The organism is Pseudomonas sp. SA195, from assembly GCF_054131565.1.
Window position 1 is genome coordinate 1,029,502 of record NZ_CP096392.1, and the last position, 20,747, is coordinate 1,050,248.

General features: G+C 57.4%; 12 protein-coding genes, 2 tRNA genes, 3 rRNA genes, 1 pseudogene and 1 other annotated feature. Of the genes and pseudogenes, 13 read left to right on the forward strand and 5 right to left on the reverse strand.

What is annotated here, in order from left to right; genetic code table 11:
* The first annotated feature begins 44 nt into the window (after positions 1-44).
* Together M1D78_RS04695 and M1D78_RS04700 are read left to right on the forward strand one after the other, a co-directional pair.
* A complete protein-coding gene (locus M1D78_RS04695; RefSeq protein ID WP_437423000.1) occupies positions 45-758 on the forward strand; it encodes a tetratricopeptide repeat protein in 714 nt (237 codons plus the stop codon).
* On the forward strand, positions 758-1,090 hold the full coding sequence (locus tag M1D78_RS04700; protein ID WP_437422991.1) for a YqcC family protein: 333 nt from the start codon (positions 758-760) through the stop codon (positions 1,088-1,090). Before M1D78_RS04695 ends, M1D78_RS04700 begins: the two co-directional genes overlap by 1 nt.
* Positions 1,091-1,129: 39 nt before the next feature.
* On the opposite strand, the gene M1D78_RS04705 is transcribed toward M1D78_RS04700, so the two are convergent.
* Positions 1,130-1,555, reverse strand: coding sequence for a DUF4124 domain-containing protein (locus M1D78_RS04705; RefSeq protein ID WP_437422992.1), 426 nt, complete (start codon positions 1,553-1,555; stop codon positions 1,130-1,132).
* 399 nt (positions 1,556-1,954) lie between these two features.
* On the opposite strand from M1D78_RS04705, the gene M1D78_RS04710 reads away from it, so the two are divergent.
* From M1D78_RS04710 to rrf, 11 genes are all read left to right on the forward strand, one after another.
* On the forward strand, positions 1,955-3,679 hold the full coding sequence (locus M1D78_RS04710; RefSeq protein ID WP_437422993.1) for an acetolactate synthase 3 large subunit: 1,725 nt from the start codon (positions 1,955-1,957) through the stop codon (positions 3,677-3,679).
* Between the two features lie 2 nt (positions 3,680-3,681).
* On the forward strand, positions 3,682-4,173 hold the full coding sequence (gene ilvN / locus M1D78_RS04715) for an acetolactate synthase small subunit (protein WP_243607532.1): 492 nt from the start codon (positions 3,682-3,684) through the stop codon (positions 4,171-4,173).
* A 43-nt stretch (positions 4,174-4,216) separates the two neighbouring features.
* Complete coding sequence (gene ilvC, locus M1D78_RS04720) at positions 4,217-5,233, forward strand: ketol-acid reductoisomerase (protein ID WP_437422994.1); 1,017 nt, start codon at positions 4,217-4,219, stop codon at positions 5,231-5,233.
* 147 nt (positions 5,234-5,380) lie between these two features.
* Positions 5,381-6,214: a CDP-diacylglycerol--serine O-phosphatidyltransferase gene (gene pssA, locus M1D78_RS04725; RefSeq protein WP_437422995.1), complete on the forward strand. Its 834-nt coding sequence runs from the start codon at positions 5,381-5,383 to the stop codon at positions 6,212-6,214.
* Between the two features lie 57 nt (positions 6,215-6,271).
* Positions 6,272-7,282, forward strand: a complete 1,011-nt coding sequence (gene msrP, locus M1D78_RS04730; RefSeq protein ID WP_437422996.1) for a protein-methionine-sulfoxide reductase catalytic subunit MsrP — start codon at positions 6,272-6,274, stop codon at positions 7,280-7,282.
* Positions 7,282-7,881 carry a protein-methionine-sulfoxide reductase heme-binding subunit MsrQ gene (msrQ, locus tag M1D78_RS04735; RefSeq protein WP_437422997.1) on the forward strand — a complete coding sequence of 200 codons (600 nt, stop codon included), beginning with the start codon at positions 7,282-7,284 and terminating at the stop codon, positions 7,879-7,881. The genes msrP and msrQ overlap by 1 nt, the downstream gene beginning before the upstream one ends.
* A 570-nt stretch (positions 7,882-8,451) precedes the next feature.
* Positions 8,452-9,988 (forward strand): 16S ribosomal RNA (locus M1D78_RS04740).
* Between the two features lie 91 nt (positions 9,989-10,079).
* A tRNA-Ile gene (locus tag M1D78_RS04745) sits at positions 10,080-10,156 on the forward strand.
* 30 nt (positions 10,157-10,186) lie between these two features.
* A tRNA-Ala gene (locus tag M1D78_RS04750) sits at positions 10,187-10,262 on the forward strand.
* A 252-nt stretch (positions 10,263-10,514) separates the two neighbouring features.
* Positions 10,515-13,405: ribosomal RNA gene (locus M1D78_RS04755) — 23S ribosomal RNA — on the forward strand.
* Between the two features lie 135 nt (positions 13,406-13,540).
* Positions 13,541-13,656, forward strand: a 5S ribosomal RNA gene (gene rrf, locus M1D78_RS04760).
* Together the 16S, 23S and 5S rRNA genes with 2 tRNA genes alongside form the textbook arrangement of a ribosomal RNA operon.
* Before the next feature lie 480 nt (positions 13,657-14,136).
* Here rrf and M1D78_RS04765 read toward each other — a convergent pair.
* From M1D78_RS04765 to mksB, 4 genes and pseudogenes are all read right to left on the reverse strand, one after another.
* Positions 14,137-15,374, reverse strand: a pseudogene (locus M1D78_RS04765) (IS3 family transposase).
* Positions 14,965-15,096 (reverse strand) — a sequence feature (AL1L pseudoknot). It overlaps the preceding pseudogene by 132 nt.
* A 308-nt stretch (positions 15,375-15,682) precedes the next feature.
* Positions 15,683-18,532 (reverse strand): Mks condensin complex protein MksF, encoded by a 2,850-nt coding sequence (gene mksF, locus M1D78_RS04770; protein WP_437420336.1) that lies wholly within the window; start codon positions 18,530-18,532, stop codon positions 15,683-15,685.
* Positions 18,529-19,215: an Mks condensin complex protein MksE gene (gene mksE / locus M1D78_RS04775; protein WP_437420335.1), complete on the reverse strand. Its 687-nt coding sequence runs from the start codon at positions 19,213-19,215 to the stop codon at positions 18,529-18,531. Before mksE ends, mksF begins: the two co-directional genes overlap by 4 nt.
* 105 nt (positions 19,216-19,320) lie before the next feature.
* Positions 19,321-20,562, reverse strand: coding sequence for an Mks condensin complex protein MksB (mksB, locus tag M1D78_RS04780; protein ID WP_457933577.1), 1,242 nt, complete (start codon positions 20,560-20,562; stop codon positions 19,321-19,323).
* Positions 20,563-20,747 lie beyond the last annotated feature (185 nt).

Consider the following 20,747-nt stretch of genomic DNA (forward strand, 5'->3'; position numbering starts at 1 on the left):
GTTGATTTGTTGAGGATGGAATATTGAAAAAGTACTGGGTGGCCATGGCGGCGGGCATTGTGCTGATACAGGGCTGCGCCTCGGTAAAAAGGGGGGCGATTCCCGTGGTCGATGCGGGTGCGCCGGTTTCAGAAGAGGTCGCGTCTCGGCGGGCTGCTGCGTCAGGGGCTCCGGCGGGCATGGCCCCTGGCGTTGCGACACAAGATTCGGGCGTCACCGTCATGGTGCCGCCCCAGCGCTCCGAACCGTTGCAAACATTCGCAGCCCCAGATGGCGCGTTTTCCGGCGGGTCGGCGAATGCGCCCGGTCAATGGACCCCGCCGTCGCAGCCAACGCAGACAGCACAACCGGCGCCTTATCCTTCATCGGTGCCTGCGGAGCGCCCAGCGCCAAGCGGTATTCCCTCGGCGGGCACGCTGTCTGCAGACGAACAGCTGGACGGTCCGGTGCTCGCATTGCTGACCACCGCTCAGCAGCTGCAAGGCGGCGGCGATCTTAACGGAGCGGCGTCGAGCCTGGAGCGGGCCCAGCGTATTGCACCACGTGAGCCGCAGGTTCTTTACCGGTTGGCCCAAGTGCGCTTGGCGCAAGGCGATGCCGTACAGGCTGAGCAGTTGTCGCGGCGGGCATTAGGATATGCAACGGATCGGCCGGCGCTTCAGGCCAGCTTGTGGGAATTGATCGCTCAGTCTCGCGAGCGGCAGGGCGACACGGCTGGTGCTACACAGGCGCGGGAACGTGCCAAGGTCCGCCTGTGATGGATCAGCGAATTGCAATGCTGGCCGAGCAGCTTTTGCTTATCGAGAAGGAGTTGCGTGCCCTGAGGCTGTGGGGTGAGCAGCAGCCTGAGCCTCAGGCGTTGGCCAGCCAGGAGCCGTTTTGTGTGGACACGCTGTCATTCGAGCAGTGGCTACAGTGGATCTTTCTGCCGCGGATGAAGGTCATTCTCGAGGAGGGACGAGCGCTCCCCGCAACTTCCGGGATTTGTGCCATGGCTGAGATGGTTTATCGCGACGATGCGCAGCGAGCTGCGGGCCTGATTCAGGCACTCGAGCGCTTCGATGTGCTAATCGGGATAGGGACGAAATAATCGGGCATTGGCCAGGCGAACAGCCTGGCCCGGCCTCGATCAGGAGCACGTTTCGCTAATCTTCCGCTGGGTTTCGCTGATGCGCTGCTGTCGTTCCTCTTCACCTAAGCGACGCATTTTTCCCGCTTCTTCGATCCTGACGCGCGGATTGTTTTCAAGCTGTGCGAGATTGGTGCGCAGGGTCGTGCAATAGCTTTTGAGTTCCGCCTCTTGCTTAGCGACCTGTTGTTTCACTTTCTTGTCGATCGCCTGCTGCTCTTGCTCAGCCTCGTCCTGGTGCGGCGGTGGGCTGGCTGGCCTGGGCACGGGAACGGCAGTACTGAAAGCTTCGGCGGTCTGGCCTGCTGGCGGCTGGGCACCGAAATGGGTGGTGCCTTGCGCATCCACCCATTTGTAGACCTGCCCCGCCATTACGTTACCGCTCAATGCGAGCAGTAACGTACCCGCAAGTATCGTCAATCGCATGCTTATCCCTTTTCCTGAAGCGAAACCGAGCCCTACTATACGCAATTACGCGCCCCGCTCATGCTGCGCTGTATCACAGCTGAAGCAGCTCGGAACTAGACGCTGGGCTTGACTTGCCGTTGTCTAATCCCAACAATTCAGGGCTTGCTGTTCCGAGCGCCCACGTAGTGGTGCGCTCGGTCCTTCAATAGGCGCTCACCCGCGCCGACTTGCTACACCCGCAACGCGTTACCTCGCGCTGGGAGGAGCGTCCCGCAACACTTTGGGACCTTCCTGATTGCCAAGTCAGCAGCTGACGTAGTCGGCGACCACCGTCGCTCACGCCGCTGTTTGGCAGTAAACCTACATTCTGGCCGGCCCGACGCGGAGCGGCTAACTGGCGTTCTAGAGGTGAACAACGTGGAACTTTTATCCGGCGCTGAAATGGTCGTCCGCTTCTTGCGCGACGAAGGCGTTAAGCACATCTACGGTTATCCGGGCGGCGCCCTGCTGCACATCTACGACGCGCTGTTCAAGGAAAAGGAAGTCACTCACATCCTCGTCCGTCATGAGCAGGCTGCGACTCATATGGCTGATGGCTATGCGCGCGCGACGGGCAAGGCGGGCGTTGTGCTGGTGACGTCAGGCCCCGGCGCGACTAATGCGATTACCGGCATCGCAACCGCGTACATGGATTCCATTCCGATGGTCGTCATTTCCGGCCAGGTTGCGAGCAATATGGTCGGTACCGATGCCTTTCAGGAAACCGACATGATCGGCATTTCGCGTCCGATCGTTAAGCACAGTTTCATGATCAAGCATCCTTCGGAGATCCCCGAAGTGATGAAAAAGGCTTTCTACCTGGCCCAGTCTGGTCGCCCAGGCCCGGTTGTCGTAGATATTCCGAAGGACATGACCAATCCGGCCGAAAAGTTCGAGTACGTATACCCGAAGAAGGCAAAGCTGCGGTCATATAGCCCTGCGGTGCGCGGTCATTCCGGGCAGATCCGCAAAGCAGCCGAGCTGCTTCTCTCGGCCAAACGCCCGATCATCTATGCAGGCGGTGGCGTGATCATGGGCGACGCTTCGGCCCAGCTGACCGAACTGGCCCAAATGCTCAATCTTCCGGTCACCAACACCCTGATGGGATTGGGTAGTTATCCGGGTAGCGATCGCCAGTTCGTCGGCATGCTGGGCATGCATGGAAGCTACACCGCCAACCTGGCCATGCATCACTCCGATGTCATTCTGGCCGTTGGCGCGCGTTTCGATGACAGGGTCATCAACGGCGCGACGAAATTTTGCCCGAACGCCAAGATCATCCATATCGATATTGATCCTGCGTCGATCTCTAAAACGATCAAGGCGGACATTCCGATCGTCGGCCCGGTCGATAGCGTGCTGACTGAAATGGTCGCGATCGTCAAGGAAATCGGCCAGGCGCCGAATGCCGAAACAGTGGCGAGCTGGTGGAAGCAGATCGAAGAATGGCGCGGCAGCCGCGGCTTGTTTCCGTACGACAAGGGTGACGGGACCATCATCAAGCCGCAGGCCGTCGTGGAAATGCTTTGTGAGGTGACGCGGGGCGAGGCGTATGTTGCGTCCGACGTGGGCCAACACCAGATGTTCGCTGCACAGTACTACCGGTTCAACAAGCCTAATCGTTGGCTCAACTCGGGCGGGCTCGGGACGATGGGCTTCGGCTTCCCGGCAGCCATGGGCGCCAAGCTGAATTTCCCCGATGCCGATGTCGCTTGCGTGACTGGCGAAGGCAGTATCCAGATGAACATTCAGGAGCTCTCCACCTGCTTGCAGTACGACCTGCCGGTGAAGATCGTAAACCTGAACAATGGCGCGCTGGGAATGGTCCGGCAATGGCAGGACATGCAGTACAACAGCCGCTACTCGCATTCCTATATGGAATCGCTGCCTGATTTCGTGAAGCTCGTTGAGGCCTACGGGCACGTCGGCATGCGCATCACCGATCTGAAGGATTTGCGCCCGCGCATGGAAGAGGCGTTCGCAATGAAGGATCGCCTGGTTTTCCTCGACATCGCCGTGGACACGAGCGAGCACGTCTACCCGATGCAGATCAAGGATGGTGCGATGCGGGACATGTGGCTCAGCAAGACGGAGCGGACCTGATCATGAGACACATCATTTCTCTGTTGCTGGAAAACGAGCCGGGGGCACTTTCCCGTGTGGTCGGTCTGTTCTCTCAGCGCAACTACAACATTGAGAGTTTGACCGTTGCGCCGACGGAAGACCCGACACTGTCGCGGTTGACGTTGACTACGATCGGCCATGAGGAAGTGATCGAGCAGATTACCAAGAACCTCAACAAGCTGATCGAGGTGGTGAAGTTGGTTGACCTCTCGGAAAGCGCCCACATCGAACGCGAGCTGATGCTCATCAAGGTGAAAGCAACGGGTGCCCAGCGCGCCGAGGTCAAGCGCACCACCGACATCTTCCGCGGGCAAATCGTGGACGTAACGTCGAACGTTTACACCATTCAGCTGGCCGGAACGAGCGACAAGCTCGACAGCTTTATACAGGCCATCGGCACCACCTCCATTTTGGAAGTCGTGCGCAGCGGCGTCACCGGAATATCCCGTGGCGACAAAGTACTGAGCATCTAATCATCTATCGAATGGCCGAACGGCCGGCAACAGGGGTAACACCATGAAAGTTTTCTACGACAAAGACTGCGACCTTTCGATCATCCAGGGAAAGAAAGTAGCGATCATTGGGTACGGGTCGCAGGGCCATGCACACGCATGCAATCTGAAGGATTCGGGCGTTGACGTGACCGTAGGCCTGCGCGCTGGCTCCCCCTCGGTTGCCAAGGCCGAAGCCCATGGCCTCAAAGTTGATAATGTTGCTGCCGCCGTTGCTGCTGCTGACGTAGTGATGATCCTGACGCCTGACGAATTTCAGGGACGCTTGTACCGTGACGAAATCGAGCCGAACCTCAAGAAGGGCGCGACGCTGGCTTTCGCACATGGCTTCTCTATTCATTACAACCAGGTCGTGCCGCGCGCGGATCTGGACGTCATCATGATCGCACCGAAGGCGCCAGGGCACACCGTTCGTTCCGAGTTCGTGAAAGGTGGTGGCATCCCCGATCTGATTGCCATCTACCAGGACGCGTCCGGCAACGCGAAGAACGTCGCGCTTTCCTACGCCTCGGGCGTTGGTGGCGGTCGCACCGGCATCATCGAGACGACGTTTAAAGACGAAACCGAAACCGACCTGTTCGGCGAGCAAGCTGTTCTGTGCGGTGGTTGCGTCGAGTTGGTGAAGGCAGGTTTCGAAACGCTGGTCGAAGCGGGCTATGCCCCTGAGATGGCTTATTTTGAATGTCTGCACGAGCTGAAGTTGATCGTTGACCTCATGTTCGAAGGCGGCATCGCCAACATGAATTACTCGATTTCCAACAACGCCGAGTACGGCGAATACGTAACTGGTCCGGAAGTGATCAACGCGGAGTCACGCGCTGCCATGCGTAATGCGCTCAAGCGTATCCAGGACGGTGAGTACGCCAAGATGTTCATCACTGAAGGTGCGGCGAACTATCCATCCATGACCGCCTACCGTCGTAACAATGCGGCGCACGGCATCGAGGTAGTGGGTGAAAAGCTGCGTTCGATGATGCCTTGGATCGCTGCGAACAAGATCGTCGACAAAGCCAAGAACTGAACCAGTCCTGATCCAACAAGAACGCGGCCTCGGCCGCGTTCTTTCGTTAGGTCAGCACAACTCTGATATAAAAGCGGCGCCGTCCCAGGTGAACCCACCAAGCCGGTCTATGTCGAAAAAATTTAAAGCAGCTGTAGGGTGAAGTGCATGAATGAGCGTCCCGAAGAGCCAAACAACCCCGTCGAGCCGGAGAGCTTGCTTCCGATTGACGAGCACGTCGAGGAGACGCAGGACTCGGAAGGCCGCAAGGTCAGGCATCGTGGCATCTATCTCCTGCCGAACCTATTTACGACCGCGAACCTATTCGCAGGTTTTTTCTGCATCATTACAGCCATCAACGGCAATTTTTATGTTGCTGCCGCGACGGTGTTCGTCGCGATGGTTCTCGATAGTCTCGATGGTCGTGTGGCTCGTTTGACCAATACGCAAAGTGCGTTCGGCGCCGAATATGACTCGCTGTCGGATATGGTCGCTTTTGGTCTTGCTCCGGCTGTTCTGGCATATGAGTGGGCGCTGTCGAGCCTCGGAAACGTAGGGCTAACGGTCGCGTTCATATACGTCGCCTGTGCCGCGCTCAGGTTGGCCCGCTTCAATACTCAGATTGGCAAGGTAGATAAACGCTGGTTCATCGGGCTCGCGAGCCCGGCAGCCGCAGGCGTGGTGGCCGGTTCGGTGTGGGCAATTTGGGCGCTCGACGAGCCGGGCATACGGGGCCTTGACCTTCCCCTTGCCGCGGTCATGTTGTTTGCGATGCTCGTGGCTGGTGCTGGCCTGTTGATGGTCAGCAACATCAAGTACTACAGTTTCAAGGACCTCGACTTGAAAGGGCGCGTGCCTTTCGTAGCAATTCTCGTAGTAGTGCTGGTTTTTGCGGTTGTCTTCAGTGATCCTCCTCGTGTGCTGCTCCTCATCTTCCTGGCCTACGCCGTATCCGGTCCCGTCCAGTTTCTGATGCGTCGTCGTCGGCGCGCCGAAGGTTGATTTCTCTCCTGTTCCGCTGTCTATTGGTGGTCCCAACCATGGGCAGCGGAGCACATCATGCTTATCCAAAGTCGTCGGCGCAGCGAGTGTCACGAATCGGAGGTCACACCGGAGGCGCTCTACCTTGATCGACGCCGATTCATTCAAGGTTCGCTGTTGGCGGGAGCTGCTTCGGTACTGCCGCTACCCGTGCATGCGGACGATGCGCGTTATGCCAGCGTCGATCCGGTAGACGCCCCCGAGTGGTTCGAGAGAAAGTTGTCGGATGCCCGGTGGGAGACGACGGATACCGATGGCGAGGCTGTCACGCCCTATCCCGACGCGACGTCGTACAACAATTTTTATGAGTTCGGCCCGAATAAGGACGACCCGGCGCGACACGCCTCCGGTATGAAGACTGACCCCTGGACCGTAACGATTGACGGTGAGGTCGCCAAGTCGGGACGCTTTGCGGTGGAAGATCTCGTCGCCCCCCCTCGGCTTGAAGAGCGCATTTATCGGCTGCGCTGTGTAGAGGCATGGTCGATGGTCATTCCTTGGCTTGGTTCCCCATTGTCGGAGCTGATTCGTCGCGTCGAGCCAACCTCGCAGGCCAAGTTTGTAAGGTTCGAAACGCTTGCGCGACCAGAAGAGATGCCTGGTATGCGCGGTGGTTTCTCGCTGATCGATTGGCCTTACGTTGAGGGGTTGCGCATGGATGAAGCCATGCATCCGTTGACCTTGCTGGCGATCGGGATGTATGGCCGAATCTTGCCCAATCAGAATGGAGCGCCGCTTCGCCTCGTCGTACCTTGGAAGTACGGTTTCAAAAGTATCAAGTCGATCGTCAGGATCAGTTTCTTGGCAGAGCAGCCGAGCACGACTTGGCAAACCATGGCTCCTCAAGAATACGGCTTCTATGCGAACGTTAACCCGCAGGTGTCCCACCCAAGGTGGTCGCAGGCTCGCGAGAGGAGGCTGCCTGGATCGCTGTTCAATCCCAACGTTCGCGATACCCAGATGTTCAATGGGTATGCCGATGAAGTGTCCGCTCTGTACGCTGGGATGGATCTGAGCAAGGACTATTGATGCGACACCTGTCGTTGCGGTTGTTTGTCTTTGTCGTTGCAACCTGTGTGCTGGGTTATTGGCTTTACCTGGGTGTTACCGGCGCGCTGGCGCCGGATCCGGGCAAGGTCTTAGTCGATAACCTAGGGCAGGGCGCATTGGTCTTTTTGCTGTGTTCGCTTTCCATGACACCGCTGCAGAGATTGTCGGGTTGGTCGGGCTGGATGGCGATACGCCGTCAGCTCGGGCTCTGGTGTTTCGCCTATGCCACGTTGCATGTCGCCGGGTATTTGGTGTTTCTTCTCGGCTTGGATTTCGCAAGTCTGCCAGCCGAGTTGCTGGAGCGTCCTTACATCATGGTTGGCGCACTTGCTTGGCTAGCGCTGCTCGCCTTGGCAGCTACGTCAAGTCGCTGGAGCATGCGCAAGCTTGGCAAGCGTTGGAAGCGTCTTCATCGATTGGTCTATCCGGTATTGCTGTTGGCCCTGTTGCATATGTTATGGGTCGTTAGAGCGGACGCCGGCCGTTGGGCGCTCTACGCATCCATTGGTGCGGCTCTGCTCGTTATTCGATTTCCAAGCGTCCAACGTTGGGCTGCGGCAAAGCGGATAAAAATGTGACGATGCTAAATTTCTTATTGACGGTCTCGCTTGTCGCCCTATAATGCGCACCTTCTCCGGCGCAGACCTTTCGATAAACCCCTTTATAATCAATAGGTTAACGAAAATAATGGCTTGCACGGAGGGCGAATTCGAGTAGAATGCGCCGCGCTGACAGGGTGGTGGTTTGGCACTGTTGGTGGCTCTGGTCAGGTTGATCGGAGAGGGTTGAAAGAGGTGGTTGACAGCGGGTTTAGACGCTGTATGATTCGCCTCCCGCTGACGAGAGGCTTAAAGCTGAACGGAAGCGCAAGCGGTTGAGAAGGAAAGAAATTCTTCAAAAACAGCTTGACGAGAAGCAAGGCTGCTGTAGAATGCGCGGCCTCGGTTGAGACGAAAGGCTTGATCGAAACGCTCTTTAACAACTGAATCAAGCAATTCGTGTGGGTGCTTGTGAGGTAAGACTGATGATCTGCAAGATTATCAGCATCACAAATACTCAACGAGAAATCATTGAGTGCTCTTCTTTTAGGAGAAGAGTTTGCGATTGCTGAGCCAAGTTTAGGGTTTTCTCAAAACCCAAGCAGTATTGAACTGAAGAGTTTGATCATGGCTCAGATTGAACGCTGGCGGCAGGCCTAACACATGCAAGTCGAGCGGATGAGTGGAGCTTGCTCCATGATTCAGCGGCGGACGGGTGAGTAATGCCTAGGAATCTGCCTGGTAGTGGGGGACAACGTTTCGAAAGGAACGCTAATACCGCATACGTCCTACGGGAGAAAGCAGGGGACCTTCGGGCCTTGCGCTATCAGATGAGCCTAGGTCGGATTAGCTAGTTGGTGAGGTAATGGCTCACCAAGGCGACGATCCGTAACTGGTCTGAGAGGATGATCAGTCACACTGGAACTGAGACACGGTCCAGACTCCTACGGGAGGCAGCAGTGGGGAATATTGGACAATGGGCGAAAGCCTGATCCAGCCATGCCGCGTGTGTGAAGAAGGTCTTCGGATTGTAAAGCACTTTAAGTTGGGAGGAAGGGCATTAACCTAATACGTTAGTGTTTTGACGTTACCGACAGAATAAGCACCGGCTAACTTCGTGCCAGCAGCCGCGGTAATACGAAGGGTGCAAGCGTTAATCGGAATTACTGGGCGTAAAGCGCGCGTAGGTGGTTTGTTAAGTTGAATGTGAAAGCCCCGGGCTCAACCTGGGAACTGCATCCAAAACTGGCAAGCTAGAGTATGGCAGAGGGTGGTGGAATTTCCTGTGTAGCGGTGAAATGCGTAGATATAGGAAGGAACACCAGTGGCGAAGGCGACCACCTGGGCTAATACTGACACTGAGGTGCGAAAGCGTGGGGAGCAAACAGGATTAGATACCCTGGTAGTCCACGCCGTAAACGATGTCGACTAGCCGTTGGGATCCTTGAGATCTTAGTGGCGCAGCTAACGCATTAAGTCGACCGCCTGGGGAGTACGGCCGCAAGGTTAAAACTCAAATGAATTGACGGGGGCCCGCACAAGCGGTGGAGCATGTGGTTTAATTCGAAGCAACGCGAAGAACCTTACCAGGCCTTGACATGCAGAGAACTTTCCAGAGATGGATGGGTGCCTTCGGGAGCTCTGACACAGGTGCTGCATGGCTGTCGTCAGCTCGTGTCGTGAGATGTTGGGTTAAGTCCCGTAACGAGCGCAACCCTTGTCCTTAGTTACCAGCACGTTATGGTGGGCACTCTAAGGAGACTGCCGGTGACAAACCGGAGGAAGGTGGGGATGACGTCAAGTCATCATGGCCCTTACGGCCTGGGCTACACACGTGCTACAATGGTCGGTACAAAGGGTTGCCAAGCCGCGAGGTGGAGCTAATCCCATAAAACCGATCGTAGTCCGGATCGCAGTCTGCAACTCGACTGCGTGAAGTCGGAATCGCTAGTAATCGTGAATCAGAATGTCACGGTGAATACGTTCCCGGGCCTTGTACACACCGCCCGTCACACCATGGGAGTGGGTTGCTCCAGAAGTAGCTAGTCTAACCTTCGGGGGGACGGTTACCACGGAGTGATTCATGACTGGGGTGAAGTCGTAACAAGGTAGCCGTAGGGGAACCTGCGGCTGGATCACCTCCTTAATCGACGATCACAGCTGCGTCATGAGTACCCACACGAATTGCTTGATTCACTAGCGAAAAGCGATTGGGTTTCGACCCGAGAGAGACGATTGGGTCTGTAGCTCAGTTGGTTAGAGCGCACCCCTGATAAGGGTGAGGTCGGCAGTTCGAATCTGCCCAGACCCACCAATTGTCATGGGATGTGGCCGATCTGTAGATGGGGCCATAGCTCAGCTGGGAGAGCGCCTGCTTTGCACGCAGGAGGTCAGCGGTTCGATCCCGCTTGGCTCCACCATTATTCTCGACAAATCGCTGAAAGCTCAGAAATGAATGCGTTCCGCTTGGAGTGTATTGATTTCTGGTCTTTGCGCCAGAACTGTTCTTTAAAAATTTGGGCATGTGATAGAAGTAGATTTGAACAATCATTTTCACTGGTGATTGTTCAAGTCAAGGCAAAATTTGCGAGTTGCTCGAAAGAGCGAATGCGGATTTTCGGCGAATGTCGTCTTCACGTTATAGACAATAACCAGATTGCTTGGGGTTATATGGTCAAGTGAAGAAGCGCATACGGTGGATGCCTTGGCAGTCAGAGGCGATGAAAGACGTGGTAGCCTGCGAAAAGCTTCGGGGAGTCGGCAAACAGACTTTGATCCGGAGATATCTGAATGGGGGAACCCACCTGACACAAGTCAGGTATCACACACTGAATCCATAGGTGTGTGAGGCGAACCAGGGGAACTGAAACATCTAAGTACCCTGAGGAAAAGAAATCAACCGAGATTCCCTTAGTAGTGGCGAGCGAACGGGGATTAGCCCTTAAGTTGATTTGAGATTAGCGGAACGTTCTGGAAAGTGCGGCCATAGTGGGTGATAGCCCCGTACGCGAAAGTCTCTTGTCAATGAAATCGAGTAGGACGGAGCACGAGAAACTTTGTCTGAATATGGGGGGACCATCCTCCAAGGCTAAATACTACTGACTGACCGATAGTGAACCAGTACCGTGAGGGAAAGGCGAAAAGAACCCCGGAGAGGGGAGTGAAATAGAACCTGAAACCGTATGCGTACAAGCAGTGGGAGCCTACTTTGTTAGGTGACTGCGTACCTTTTGTATAATGGGTCAGCGACTTATTTTCAGTGGCGAGCTTAACCGAATAGGGGAGGCGTAGCGAAAGCGAGTCTTAATAGGGCGTCTAGTCGCTGGGAATAGACCCGAAACCGGGCGATCTATCCATGGGCAGGTTGAAGGTTAGGTAACACTGACTGGAGGACCGAACCGACTACCGTTGAAAAGTTAGCGGATGACCTGTGGATCGGAGTGAAAGGCTAATCAAGCTCGGAGATAGCTGGTTCTCCTCGAAAGCTATTTAGGTAGCGCCTCGTGTATCACTGCTGGGGGTAGAGCACTGTTTCGGCTAGGGGGTCATCCCGACTTACCAAACCGATGCAAACTCCGAATACCAGCAAGTGTCAGCACGGGAGACACACGGCGGGTGCTAACGTCCGTCGTGAAAAGGGAAACAACCCAGACCGTCAGCTAAGGTCCCAAAATCCTGGTTAAGTGGGAAACGATGTGGGAAGGCTTAGACAGCTAGGAGGTTGGCTTAGAAGCAGCCATCCTTTAAAGAAAGCGTAATAGCTCACTAGTCGAGTCGGCCTGCGCGGAAGATGTAACGGGGCTCAAACCAGGTACCGAAGCTACGGGTTCATCGCAAGATGAGCGGTAGAGGAGCGTTGTGTAAGCCTGTGAAGGTGAGTTGAGAAGCTTGCTGGAGGTATCACAAGTGCGAATGCTGACATGAGTAACGACAATGCGAGTGAAAAACTCGCACGCCGAAAGACCAAGGGTTCCTGCGCAACGTTAATCGACGCAGGGTGAGTCGGCCCCTAAGGCGAGGCTGAAGAGCGTAGTCGATGGGAAACGGGTCAATATTCCCGTACTTCTAGTTACTGCGATGGGGGGACGGAGAAGGCTAGGCCAGCTTGGCGTTGGTTGTCCAAGTTTAAGGTGGTAGGCAGAGATCTTAGGTAAATCCGGGATCTTAATGCCGAGAACTGATGACGATCCTTCTTTTAGAAGGAGAAGTGGTTGATGCCATGCTTCCAGGAAAAGCCTCTAAGCTTCAGGTAACTAGGAACCGTACCCCAAACCGACACAGGTGGTTGGGTAGAGAATACCAAGGCGCTTGAGAGAACTCGGGTGAAGGAACTAGGCAAAATGGCACCGTAACTTCGGGAGAAGGTGCGCCGGTGAGGGTGAAGGGTTTACCCCGTAAGCTCATGCCGGTCGAAGATACCAGGCCGCTGCGACTGTTTATTAAAAACACAGCACTCTGCAAACACGAAAGTGGACGTATAGGGTGTGACGCCTGCCCGGTGCCGGAAGGTTAATTGATGGGGTTAGCGCAAGCGAAGCTCTTGATCGAAGCCCCGGTAAACGGCGGCCGTAACTATAACGGTCCTAAGGTAGCGAAATTCCTTGTCGGGTAAGTTCCGACCTGCACGAATGGCGTAACGATGGCGGCGCTGTCTCCACCCGAGACTCAGTGAAATTGAAATCGCTGTGAAGATGCAGTGTATCCGCGGCTAGACGGAAAGACCCCGTGAACCTTTACTATAGCTTTGCACTGGACTTTGAATTTGCTTGTGTAGGATAGGTGGGAGGCTTTGAAGTGGGGACGCCAGTTCTCATGGAGCCATCCTTGAAATACCACCCTGGCAACTTTGAGGTTCTAACTCTGGTCCGTTATCCGGATCGAGGACAGTGTATGGTGGGTAGTTTGACTGGGGCGGTCTCCTCCTAAAGAGTAACGGAGGAGTACGAAGGTGCGCTCAGACCGGTCGGAAATCGGTCGCAGAGTATAAAGGCAAAAGCGCGCTTGACTGCGAGACAGACACGTCGAGCAGGTACGAAAGTAGGTCTTAGTGATCCGGTGGTTCTGTATGGAAGGGCCATCGCTCAACGGATAAAAGGTACTCCGGGGATAACAGGCTGATACCGCCCAAGAGTTCATATCGACGGCGGTGTTTGGCACCTCGATGTCGGCTCATCACATCCTGGGGCTGAAGCCGGTCCCAAGGGTATGGCTGTTCGCCATTTAAAGTGGTACGCGAGCTGGGTTTAGAACGTCGTGAGACAGTTCGGTCCCTATCTGCCGTGGACGTTTGAGATTTGAGAGGGGCTGCTCCTAGTACGAGAGGACCGGAGTGGACGAACCTCTGGTGTTCCGGTTGTCACGCCAGTGGCATTGCCGGGTAGCTATGTTCGGAAGAGATAACCGCTGAAAGCATCTAAGCGGGAAACTTGCCTCAAGATGAGATCTCACTGGAGCCTTGAGCTCCCTAAAGGGCCGTCGAAGACTACGACGTTGATAGGTGGGGTGTGTAAGCGCTGTGAGGCGTTGAGCTAACCCATACTAATTGCCCGTGAGGCTTGACCATATAACACCCAAACAATTTGATGTTTGTGTGTCAGACGGTCGAAGTCGACAAACAAACCGAAAATCAGCATCACTCGCAAAACACCACATGCCCAATTCGGGGAAGCGACTCAACACCGACTCCCCAACCAGATTGCTTGACGACCATAGAGCGTTGGAACCACCTGATCCCATCCCGAACTCAGAAGTGAAACGACGCATCGCCGATGGTAGTGTGGGGCTTCCCCATGTGAGAGTAGGTCATCGTCAAGCTTATACACCAAACCCCCGACCATCTATGATGGCCGGGGGTTTGTCTTTGCGGGCTCGAAAATAAGCTACGGGCGGGTGGCGGTATCTGCCAGGCTTGTTCGCGGTGTATTGGTTGCTGAGATCCGCTCCGCTGCGCAAGCACGCAAAGCTGTTGTCTTGCCTGTCGTGAATGTTCGCCTGTTGTTGGTGCCCCTGAGGGCAAAGTCATGCGCTGTGATGTAGGCGGGGCGACCTGAGTCTAGGAGCGAGTTCAGGGACGTCTGCATTAGCCAGCGGTGTGGAGGCGGCGAATCGACAAAAGCTGCTCTGACGGCCCGACTTCATGCCGAGCCTAAAAGCCCTGAATGCAGAAACTTCACATATTCGCTGTGCTCGCCACCGGGCTCGGTTGAATCGGCTCCCTAAAGAGCCTCGTTTGAAAGCATTTTGAGGCGCGTTAGGTGAATCGCCCCGGCTTTTGTGGAGGCCGTTTCGTTTAAGTTAGGCCGCCATGGCCTGACCTGTTTGTTGCTGGTGGAAGTTTGCCTCAGCCTCCGCAGGCGGGATATAACCGATTGAGCTCAGCAGGCGCTGGTGGTTGTACCAGTGCACCCATTTCAAGGTCGCCATTTCGACGGCTTCGCGGCTCTTCCATGACTGACGGTAAATCAGCTCGGATTTGTACAGCCCGTTGATGGTTTCGGCCAAGGCGTTGTCGTAGCTATCGCCCTTGCTACCCACCGAGGGCTCAATGCCGGCCTCTGCCAGCCGTTCGGTATAGCGGATCGAGACGTACTGGCTTCCACGGTCGCTGTGATGGATCAGACCACCCGTGCAATGCGGCTGACGGGCATACAAGGCTTGCTCCAGGGCATCCAATACGAAGTCGGTCTTCATGCTGGTACTGACTCGCCAGCCGACGATCCGGCGTGCAAAGACGTCGATCACGAACGCCACGTACAGCCAGCCCTGCCAGGTCGATACATAGGTGAAGTCCGACACCCACAACTGGTTCGGGCGGTCGGCATGGAACTGGCGTTGGACACGATCCAGCGGGCAAAAGGCCTTGTCGCCGGCCACCGTTGTCCGCACGATCTGGCCACGTCTGATGCCCTGCAATCCGGCTCGACGCATTAATCGCTCCACCGTGCATCTGGCGACCTCCATGCCTTCTCGCCGCAGCTGCTTCCAGACCTTCACCGCGCCATAGCACTGCATGTTGGCATCCCACACTCGCTGGATTTCCAGGGTCAATGCGTCATCGCGCTGAGCACGACAACAGCGCAGTGCCGGGTTGCGCTGCTGAGCCACGTGCCTGCGGTAACCGGACGGGGCGATCTGCAACACGCGGCAGATCGACTCGACCCCGAGACGGTCACGATGCTGATCGACAAATGCCCTCAGGACTTGGTGCGGCGCAGGAAGGCCTGCCCGTCAGGCTCCGCCTGGGCAAAATACGCGCTAGCCAGGCGCAATATCTCGTTTGCCTTACGCAGTTCGCGGTTTTCGCGCTCCAGGGCTTTGATGCGCTCGCGCTCTTCACTGGTCTGACCGGGGCGCTGCCCCGCATCGGTCTGCTGGCGACGAATCCACCCATGCAGGGTTTGCGCGGCACAGCCAATCTTCGGAGCGATGGCCTCAATGGCTGCCCACTCGGACGGATAGTCGTTCAGGTGTTCCAGAACCATGCGCACAGCACGTTCACGGACTTCAGGGGAGTAGGTAGTAGTCTTTCTCATGGCCTCATCTTCTCAAGAGTTGAGGCCTCTACGAAACCCGGGGCGATTCAGACGCAGGAGATTGAGCAAGACTGAAATCAGTAGGTCTGCTTAATGTTAGCGTCGTTACTGTTCAGATAGGAGAAGCATCGCGCCCTGTCGAAAGCGGCACTCGGCGCGGTTGCTATTGCTCAATCGAGACGGCACTGCCATGGCGCGGCAAAGTTCGGCCCGTTCTGATGATTTCGATTACTGCCTAGACTAGCCGGCCGCAACGCTGCGGTTCAAATGGGCGCAGCGTTGATGTCGTGCCGACGTGTTATGCCTAATTATCCAGCTGCTTCGGCTTCTTCAGCTCTACGTTCGACCGCTACGGTGCCCATCTGTCCGCTTGGCTGGCGTCGTTTGATGAATTTCCAGTCCGCTTCGTCGATGTAGATTCCGCTTGGGCCGCTTCCGCCTTCCAGGTCGATGGCAACGTCGGCGGAGACTTGAGGCTTGACGGAGGCCAGGATTGGGACGAAGCCAAGTTGCTGGCTGGTCTCGATCAGGGCTTGCTGGTTGCGCTCATCGATGTCCGCGGCCTCGTCAAGGTAGTACGGAAGCCGGATGCGAGCCGCCTGTTCGCGGTCCATTAAGTGCAGCAGGAGGTACATATTGGTCAGTGCCTTGATGGTCATGGTCGTCCCGTTCGAAGCAGCACCGTCGATATCCGTATGAATCACAGGCTGGCCGCCAACCTTGGTAATTTCGAACGCCAACTCGAACAAGTCCTTCAGGCCCAACTGGTTGCTATTGGCAGCGACCAGGCGGGCCAGGTATTCCTTAGCTTCCTCGTTCTTACTGTCCTGTTCGCTGCTTTGCTGTAGGTCGAACACCGACAGCGTTTCGCCTTGCTCGTATTGGCCGGCGCTGTGAATGATCTGATCGATATGCTTGAGTGCATCCTTGTTCGGCGCCAGGACAATACGGAAACTTTCGAGGTTCGAGACTTGCCGCTTGTTGATCTCACGGTTGAACAGAGCTAGCTGATGCTCGAGGCTGTCGTAATCGCTGCGGATGTTGCGCAAGGTGCGGGCAATGTCGGTCACCGCGGCGCGGCGCGCCTTGGCGAGCGTCAGGGCTTCGTCCTGGCGATGTGCATAGGCGTTCACGAGTAGCTGCAAACGGCGCTCTGGATCTTCTTCGCTATCAAATTTGGCGACGCCCTTGAGACGCACCTGCGCATAAAGCGCTTCGATCTGACCATCGACTCGCTGCAATGCCTGCCAGCTGTCTTGATAGTCGTTAAGCAGCGGCTGGAGGTTATCCAGCGAGTCGTCCACCGGATCCATGAACGGTGTGCCGAATGGCAGGTCGGCTGGGAGCAACTGGCGGCGGCGCAGCGCGTCCTCCAGCGTACGCTCCTTGGCCTCGAGATCGGCCAGCTGTCGGCCGACCAGCTGCAGTTTTGCCGAGAGGTGCTGGACTCGTTCGGTGAAGGCGTCGCTGGTCCGCTTGAGTTCGTCCTGCGCCGCCTCGGCCTGCGCCAGCTGCTCAAGCTTGCCGTCCTCTTCGGCTGTGAGCGTCTGGCAGCTACGGAAATCCTCCAATGCCTTTTGAGCGTCTAGCACCTGTTGGTACAGCTGCTCGGCCTGCGCCTTGCTCGCGGCGCGGTCGACCGCTACCGAATGCTGAGCCTTGAGTTGTTTCAGTTCCCGCTCCAGTCGGTCTTTCTGGTCTCGCAACGCAGCGCGGTCAGCCAGCGCCTGCAAGGCCGGTGGCTCGATATGGGACAGGTCGATGGACAGCCCGGGCGCTTCGAATCGCTCGCCCTTGAAGCCGTCGAGCACCGCTTCGAGCGATTTGACCCAAGTATCGCCGTCGTCTGTGGCGATACCTTTGTCACCCAGCGGCAGGCTGAACAGCTGCGCGTTGAACAGGCGCATCAGACGATCGACATCGGCTTGGGAGAACTCTTCGCGCAGGCGCGAATAGCTGTTGTTGTCCGCATGGTCCAGTTGCTGGCGTACCGACTTGAGGCGCTTTTCCAGATCGCGCAGACGCTCGTCGAGATCTTCGCTGGAGAACTGGCGCGATTGCGACAGCGCACCTGCCAGCTCGTCGTGGGCGTCCTTAGCGGCCAGCAGCTGTTGTTCGAGCACGTGCGCATCTTCGACCAGCGCAAAGCGGTTCTTCAACGCCGAGAGTTCGCCCAGCCAGCGTTGAATCTCGCTGATCGCACGTTCCAGACGCATCAGTTCGGCAGTGCTGCCACGCTGTTCGTTCTGCAGGCCGTCCTGTTCGCGACGATAGTGTTCAGCCTGTATGACCAACTCCTCCTTGCGCGCGCCGGCATAGTCCTGCCACGTGCCGAGTAGCGAGTCGAGCAAGGGTGACAGGCGATGCAGCTTGCCACGCAGGGTTTCGCGTTGCGCTACGCCAGCGGCAAGCGCTTCGACCAGCGGGCCGGCGGCGACCAAAGCCTGGTAATCCTGCTCCATGCGGCGCACGTCGCGGAAGGCTTCTTCGGTAGCGGCGATGTAGTCAACGCTGCCAGAGCGCAGGCTGTGCTCGAACGCGTCGAGAAACAGCTGCTTGAGTTTGGCGGCGGTGATCTCGCGCATGTGCAGCAAGTTGATGAACAGAGCGCGAAATGTCTTCAGGCTCTGCTCGCTGGTCGAACGCAGCGGGATCAGCGTCATGTCCAGCGGGATCGAGGTGTGCCCGCCGACCAGGAGTCGGCGCAGCTCGTCCGGCTTGGCCTCATAGGCCTTGATACCGGCGCGCTCGAGATTGTTGAACAGTTCGCGCTGACGGAGGCACGTGCCGTTGAACTGGTAATGATCGAGGTCCAGCGAGCCCTGATAGACGAAGAACTGATGCCCGAAGCCACCACCCGGTCCACGGCCAGCAACGCCGATCACGTGCGGACCTTGGGGCAGCGCGACTTCGACGAGGATATAGCTGGTATCGCTGCCGAAGTAGAACTTGCGCGACTGCTCCAGGCTGTACTTGCCGAAGCTCATGTCGGACATGCGCGCCAGGATCGGAAACTGTAGTGCGTTGATCGAGGCGGACTTGCCGAGGTTGTTCGCGCCGTAGACCGACAGCGGAGTTTCCAGCGGGAAGACTCCCAAGCTGTAGCCCGCGGTGTTCAGCAGGGCAAAGCGGCGAATGCCGTAGCGTTCCTGGCTCATGCTTCAAGCTCCTTTTCTTCGGCGATGGCACGCGCTAAGGCATCCTCTTCGGACGCATCGTGCTCGGCTCGGTCCAGAACGATGATTTCCTCATCATCCTCGGCCATCAGTTGCGGCACAGGTAGGGACAGGTCGCTGCTGTGCAGGTTTGCGGCGAGGTCGCGGTCCTGCTGCACCGACAGGCAGACGTCGAGGAAGCGGTGCATGGGCGGCAGGAATCGGTAGACCCCATTGCTGTCCTCGGCAAACCCCAGTTGCGTCAGGCGGCGCACCACCTTCTCTTCGAGCTCCTCCTGCGTAGTGATCTCGGCCTGCACAAACAGGTCGCGGTACTTTTCCAGCAGGGCGGGCAGCTCGTCGCGGCCCAGGCTGCCCCCATCCAGCACGGCGAGCGGATCGCGCCCCTGATCAGCCAGGTGCTCGACCAGGATGAAGGTAAACAGCGCCAGGCGCTGGGCCGTCTTGTTGACCTGCGCGCCCATCTGCTCAGGGACGAAGTAATAGAATCCGCGCGGGTCGCAGACCAGCTCGAAGCCGAGCGCCTTGAAGAGTGCGCGGTACTGGTCCTGCATGTTCGAGAGTTGGGCGTAGCACTCAGGCTCGCTGCGAGACAGGTGATAACCCTTGAAAAGCTCCCGGAAGATCGGGGCTAGCTGGGTCATTTCCTTGAGATCGATGTTCATTAGCGGGGCTCGGAGAGGCTGGGGATGGAACGCGGCAAGGCCAGTTTCATCGGGACATTCAGAAAATAAACGCGGGGCAAGCGTGTCGCCCAGGCTATGCGCGATTCACACATCGGCATTCCCCAAAAGCGCGTAAGAGCTCAGGCTGACTTGATGATCGCGCGTCAGGTATTCGCGGCGCTCCAGTCGGTCGCGTTGAAAGCGGCCGTCGCGAGAGAGGCGTGAGAACCAGTAGAGGAGCTCGTCGGTTGCGCCTTCGGGCTCCTGCTCCAGCAGCCACTGCATCAGGTCCGGCAGTGGTAGCGCCTGCTCGCAGCGATCGAGCATTTCGCGCGCCGTCAGCGGTGAGCGTGGCGCTTCGGCCCTGCGCTTGCCGCCGCCTTTGGGGAATTGCGCGGGTTTTGCCTCGAAGCGGGCCAGCGCATAGACATAGGCTTCGACCTGGCTGGCCGATCCAAGGAAAGTGCTCTGAGGCCGGGTGAACAGCGGCATCGAGGCCTGCGGTACAGCGTCCAGCCCCTTCTTGCGAATTGCCGACAGGGCCAGCGCGGCGCCGCGGGTAACCGCATTGTGGCGGCGCGCTTCCTCGCGCAGCGGCAGGAGCAGTTCCCGGGCGTGCCGCAGCGTCAGTTGCGCGGTGCTCTGCATGTCCAGGATGCGTGCATGAGTGCGTAGCAGTAGATCGTCGTCGACCAGTTGACCCAGCCTCTGCTGTTCACCGAGCAGCTTCATCAATACCTGCTCGACGCGATAGACGCCTTGCTCGAAGGCGCCGTCGGCTGCGACCAGCTGGATCATCGGCTCGACATACTCGTCCCAGGTCGCCAGCACCTCGGCGTAACGTTGCCGCAGCGGGATCTGCCGGTCGCTGGTCTTGGCCCGATCGGCTACGCCGATAAGCGCCTGCTCGTCGTTGGCGAGCTTCTTCAGCACGTCGCGCACGCGCATGTCGAGCAGGCGCAGTTGGCGGGCCAGGTCCTGGCCGTCTCGGATCTCAAACGCATCGAGGATATGCCCGGCCAGGCGTTCGAGATGGCGCAGGTACGCTTCGATTTCCAGGCATAAGCCCAGCCGATGTTCGCGGCGCAGGTAGGCAAGGAAGTCGTGGATCTGTGCGTTCAGCTCGAAGCGATTGGGGCTCTTCGCCACTGGCACCAGGATATCCAGGCGGATCCACTGGTCGAGCAGGGCTGTGATATCGGTGGGCGTGCCTTCCGGCAATTGCGCGGCCAGCTGATGACGAAGTTCGACCAGGCTCAGGGTGCCGGCGTCGAAGCGTTCGCACAGCGGCTCAAGCAACGTCCAGTGTTCGGCGAGGGCACGCAGTACGCGCTTGGGTTCGATCATCGTGGCGCCAGTCCAGCCAGTAAAAAAGCGCAAATTGTACTGCATTGACGGCTGGGTGAAGGCCGGCCGGACAACTGGACGCGCCGAAAGCGACCTCACTCAAGTAACGAGGCGATTCACCGGGGCGTCATCGCTCACGCGCTAGCTTGTCTAGCGTCGGCCTTCGGGGGCCGCTCGGAACTGCC

What these genes read in the sequence shown, in the direction of transcription:
- M1D78_RS04695 (WP_437423000.1), top strand. Translation starts at nt 45, where the DNA reads ATGGCGGCGGGCATTGTGCTGATACAGGGCTGCGCCTCGGTAAAAAGG.
- M1D78_RS04700 (WP_437422991.1), top strand. Translation starts at nt 758, where the DNA reads ATGGATCAGCGAATTGCAATGCTGGCCGAGCAGCTTTTGCTTATCGAG.
- M1D78_RS04705 (WP_437422992.1), bottom strand. Translation starts at nt 1,555, where the DNA reads ATGCGATTGACGATACTTGCGGGTACGTTACTGCTCGCATTGAGCGGT.
- ilvN (WP_243607532.1), top strand. Translation starts at nt 3,682, where the DNA reads ATGAGACACATCATTTCTCTGTTGCTGGAAAACGAGCCGGGGGCACTT.
- ilvC (WP_437422994.1), top strand. Translation starts at nt 4,217, where the DNA reads ATGAAAGTTTTCTACGACAAAGACTGCGACCTTTCGATCATCCAGGGA.
- pssA (WP_437422995.1), top strand. Translation starts at nt 5,381, where the DNA reads ATGAATGAGCGTCCCGAAGAGCCAAACAACCCCGTCGAGCCGGAGAGC.
- msrP (WP_437422996.1), top strand. Translation starts at nt 6,272, where the DNA reads ATGCTTATCCAAAGTCGTCGGCGCAGCGAGTGTCACGAATCGGAGGTC.
- msrQ (WP_437422997.1), top strand. Translation starts at nt 7,282, where the DNA reads ATGCGACACCTGTCGTTGCGGTTGTTTGTCTTTGTCGTTGCAACCTGT.
- mksF (WP_437420336.1), bottom strand. Translation starts at nt 18,532, where the DNA reads ATGAGCCAGGAACGCTACGGCATTCGCCGCTTTGCCCTGCTGAACACC.
- mksE (WP_437420335.1), bottom strand. Translation starts at nt 19,215, where the DNA reads ATGAACATCGATCTCAAGGAAATGACCCAGCTAGCCCCGATCTTCCGG.
- mksB (WP_457933577.1), bottom strand. Translation starts at nt 20,562, where the DNA reads ATGATCGAACCCAAGCGCGTACTGCGTGCCCTCGCCGAACACTGGACG.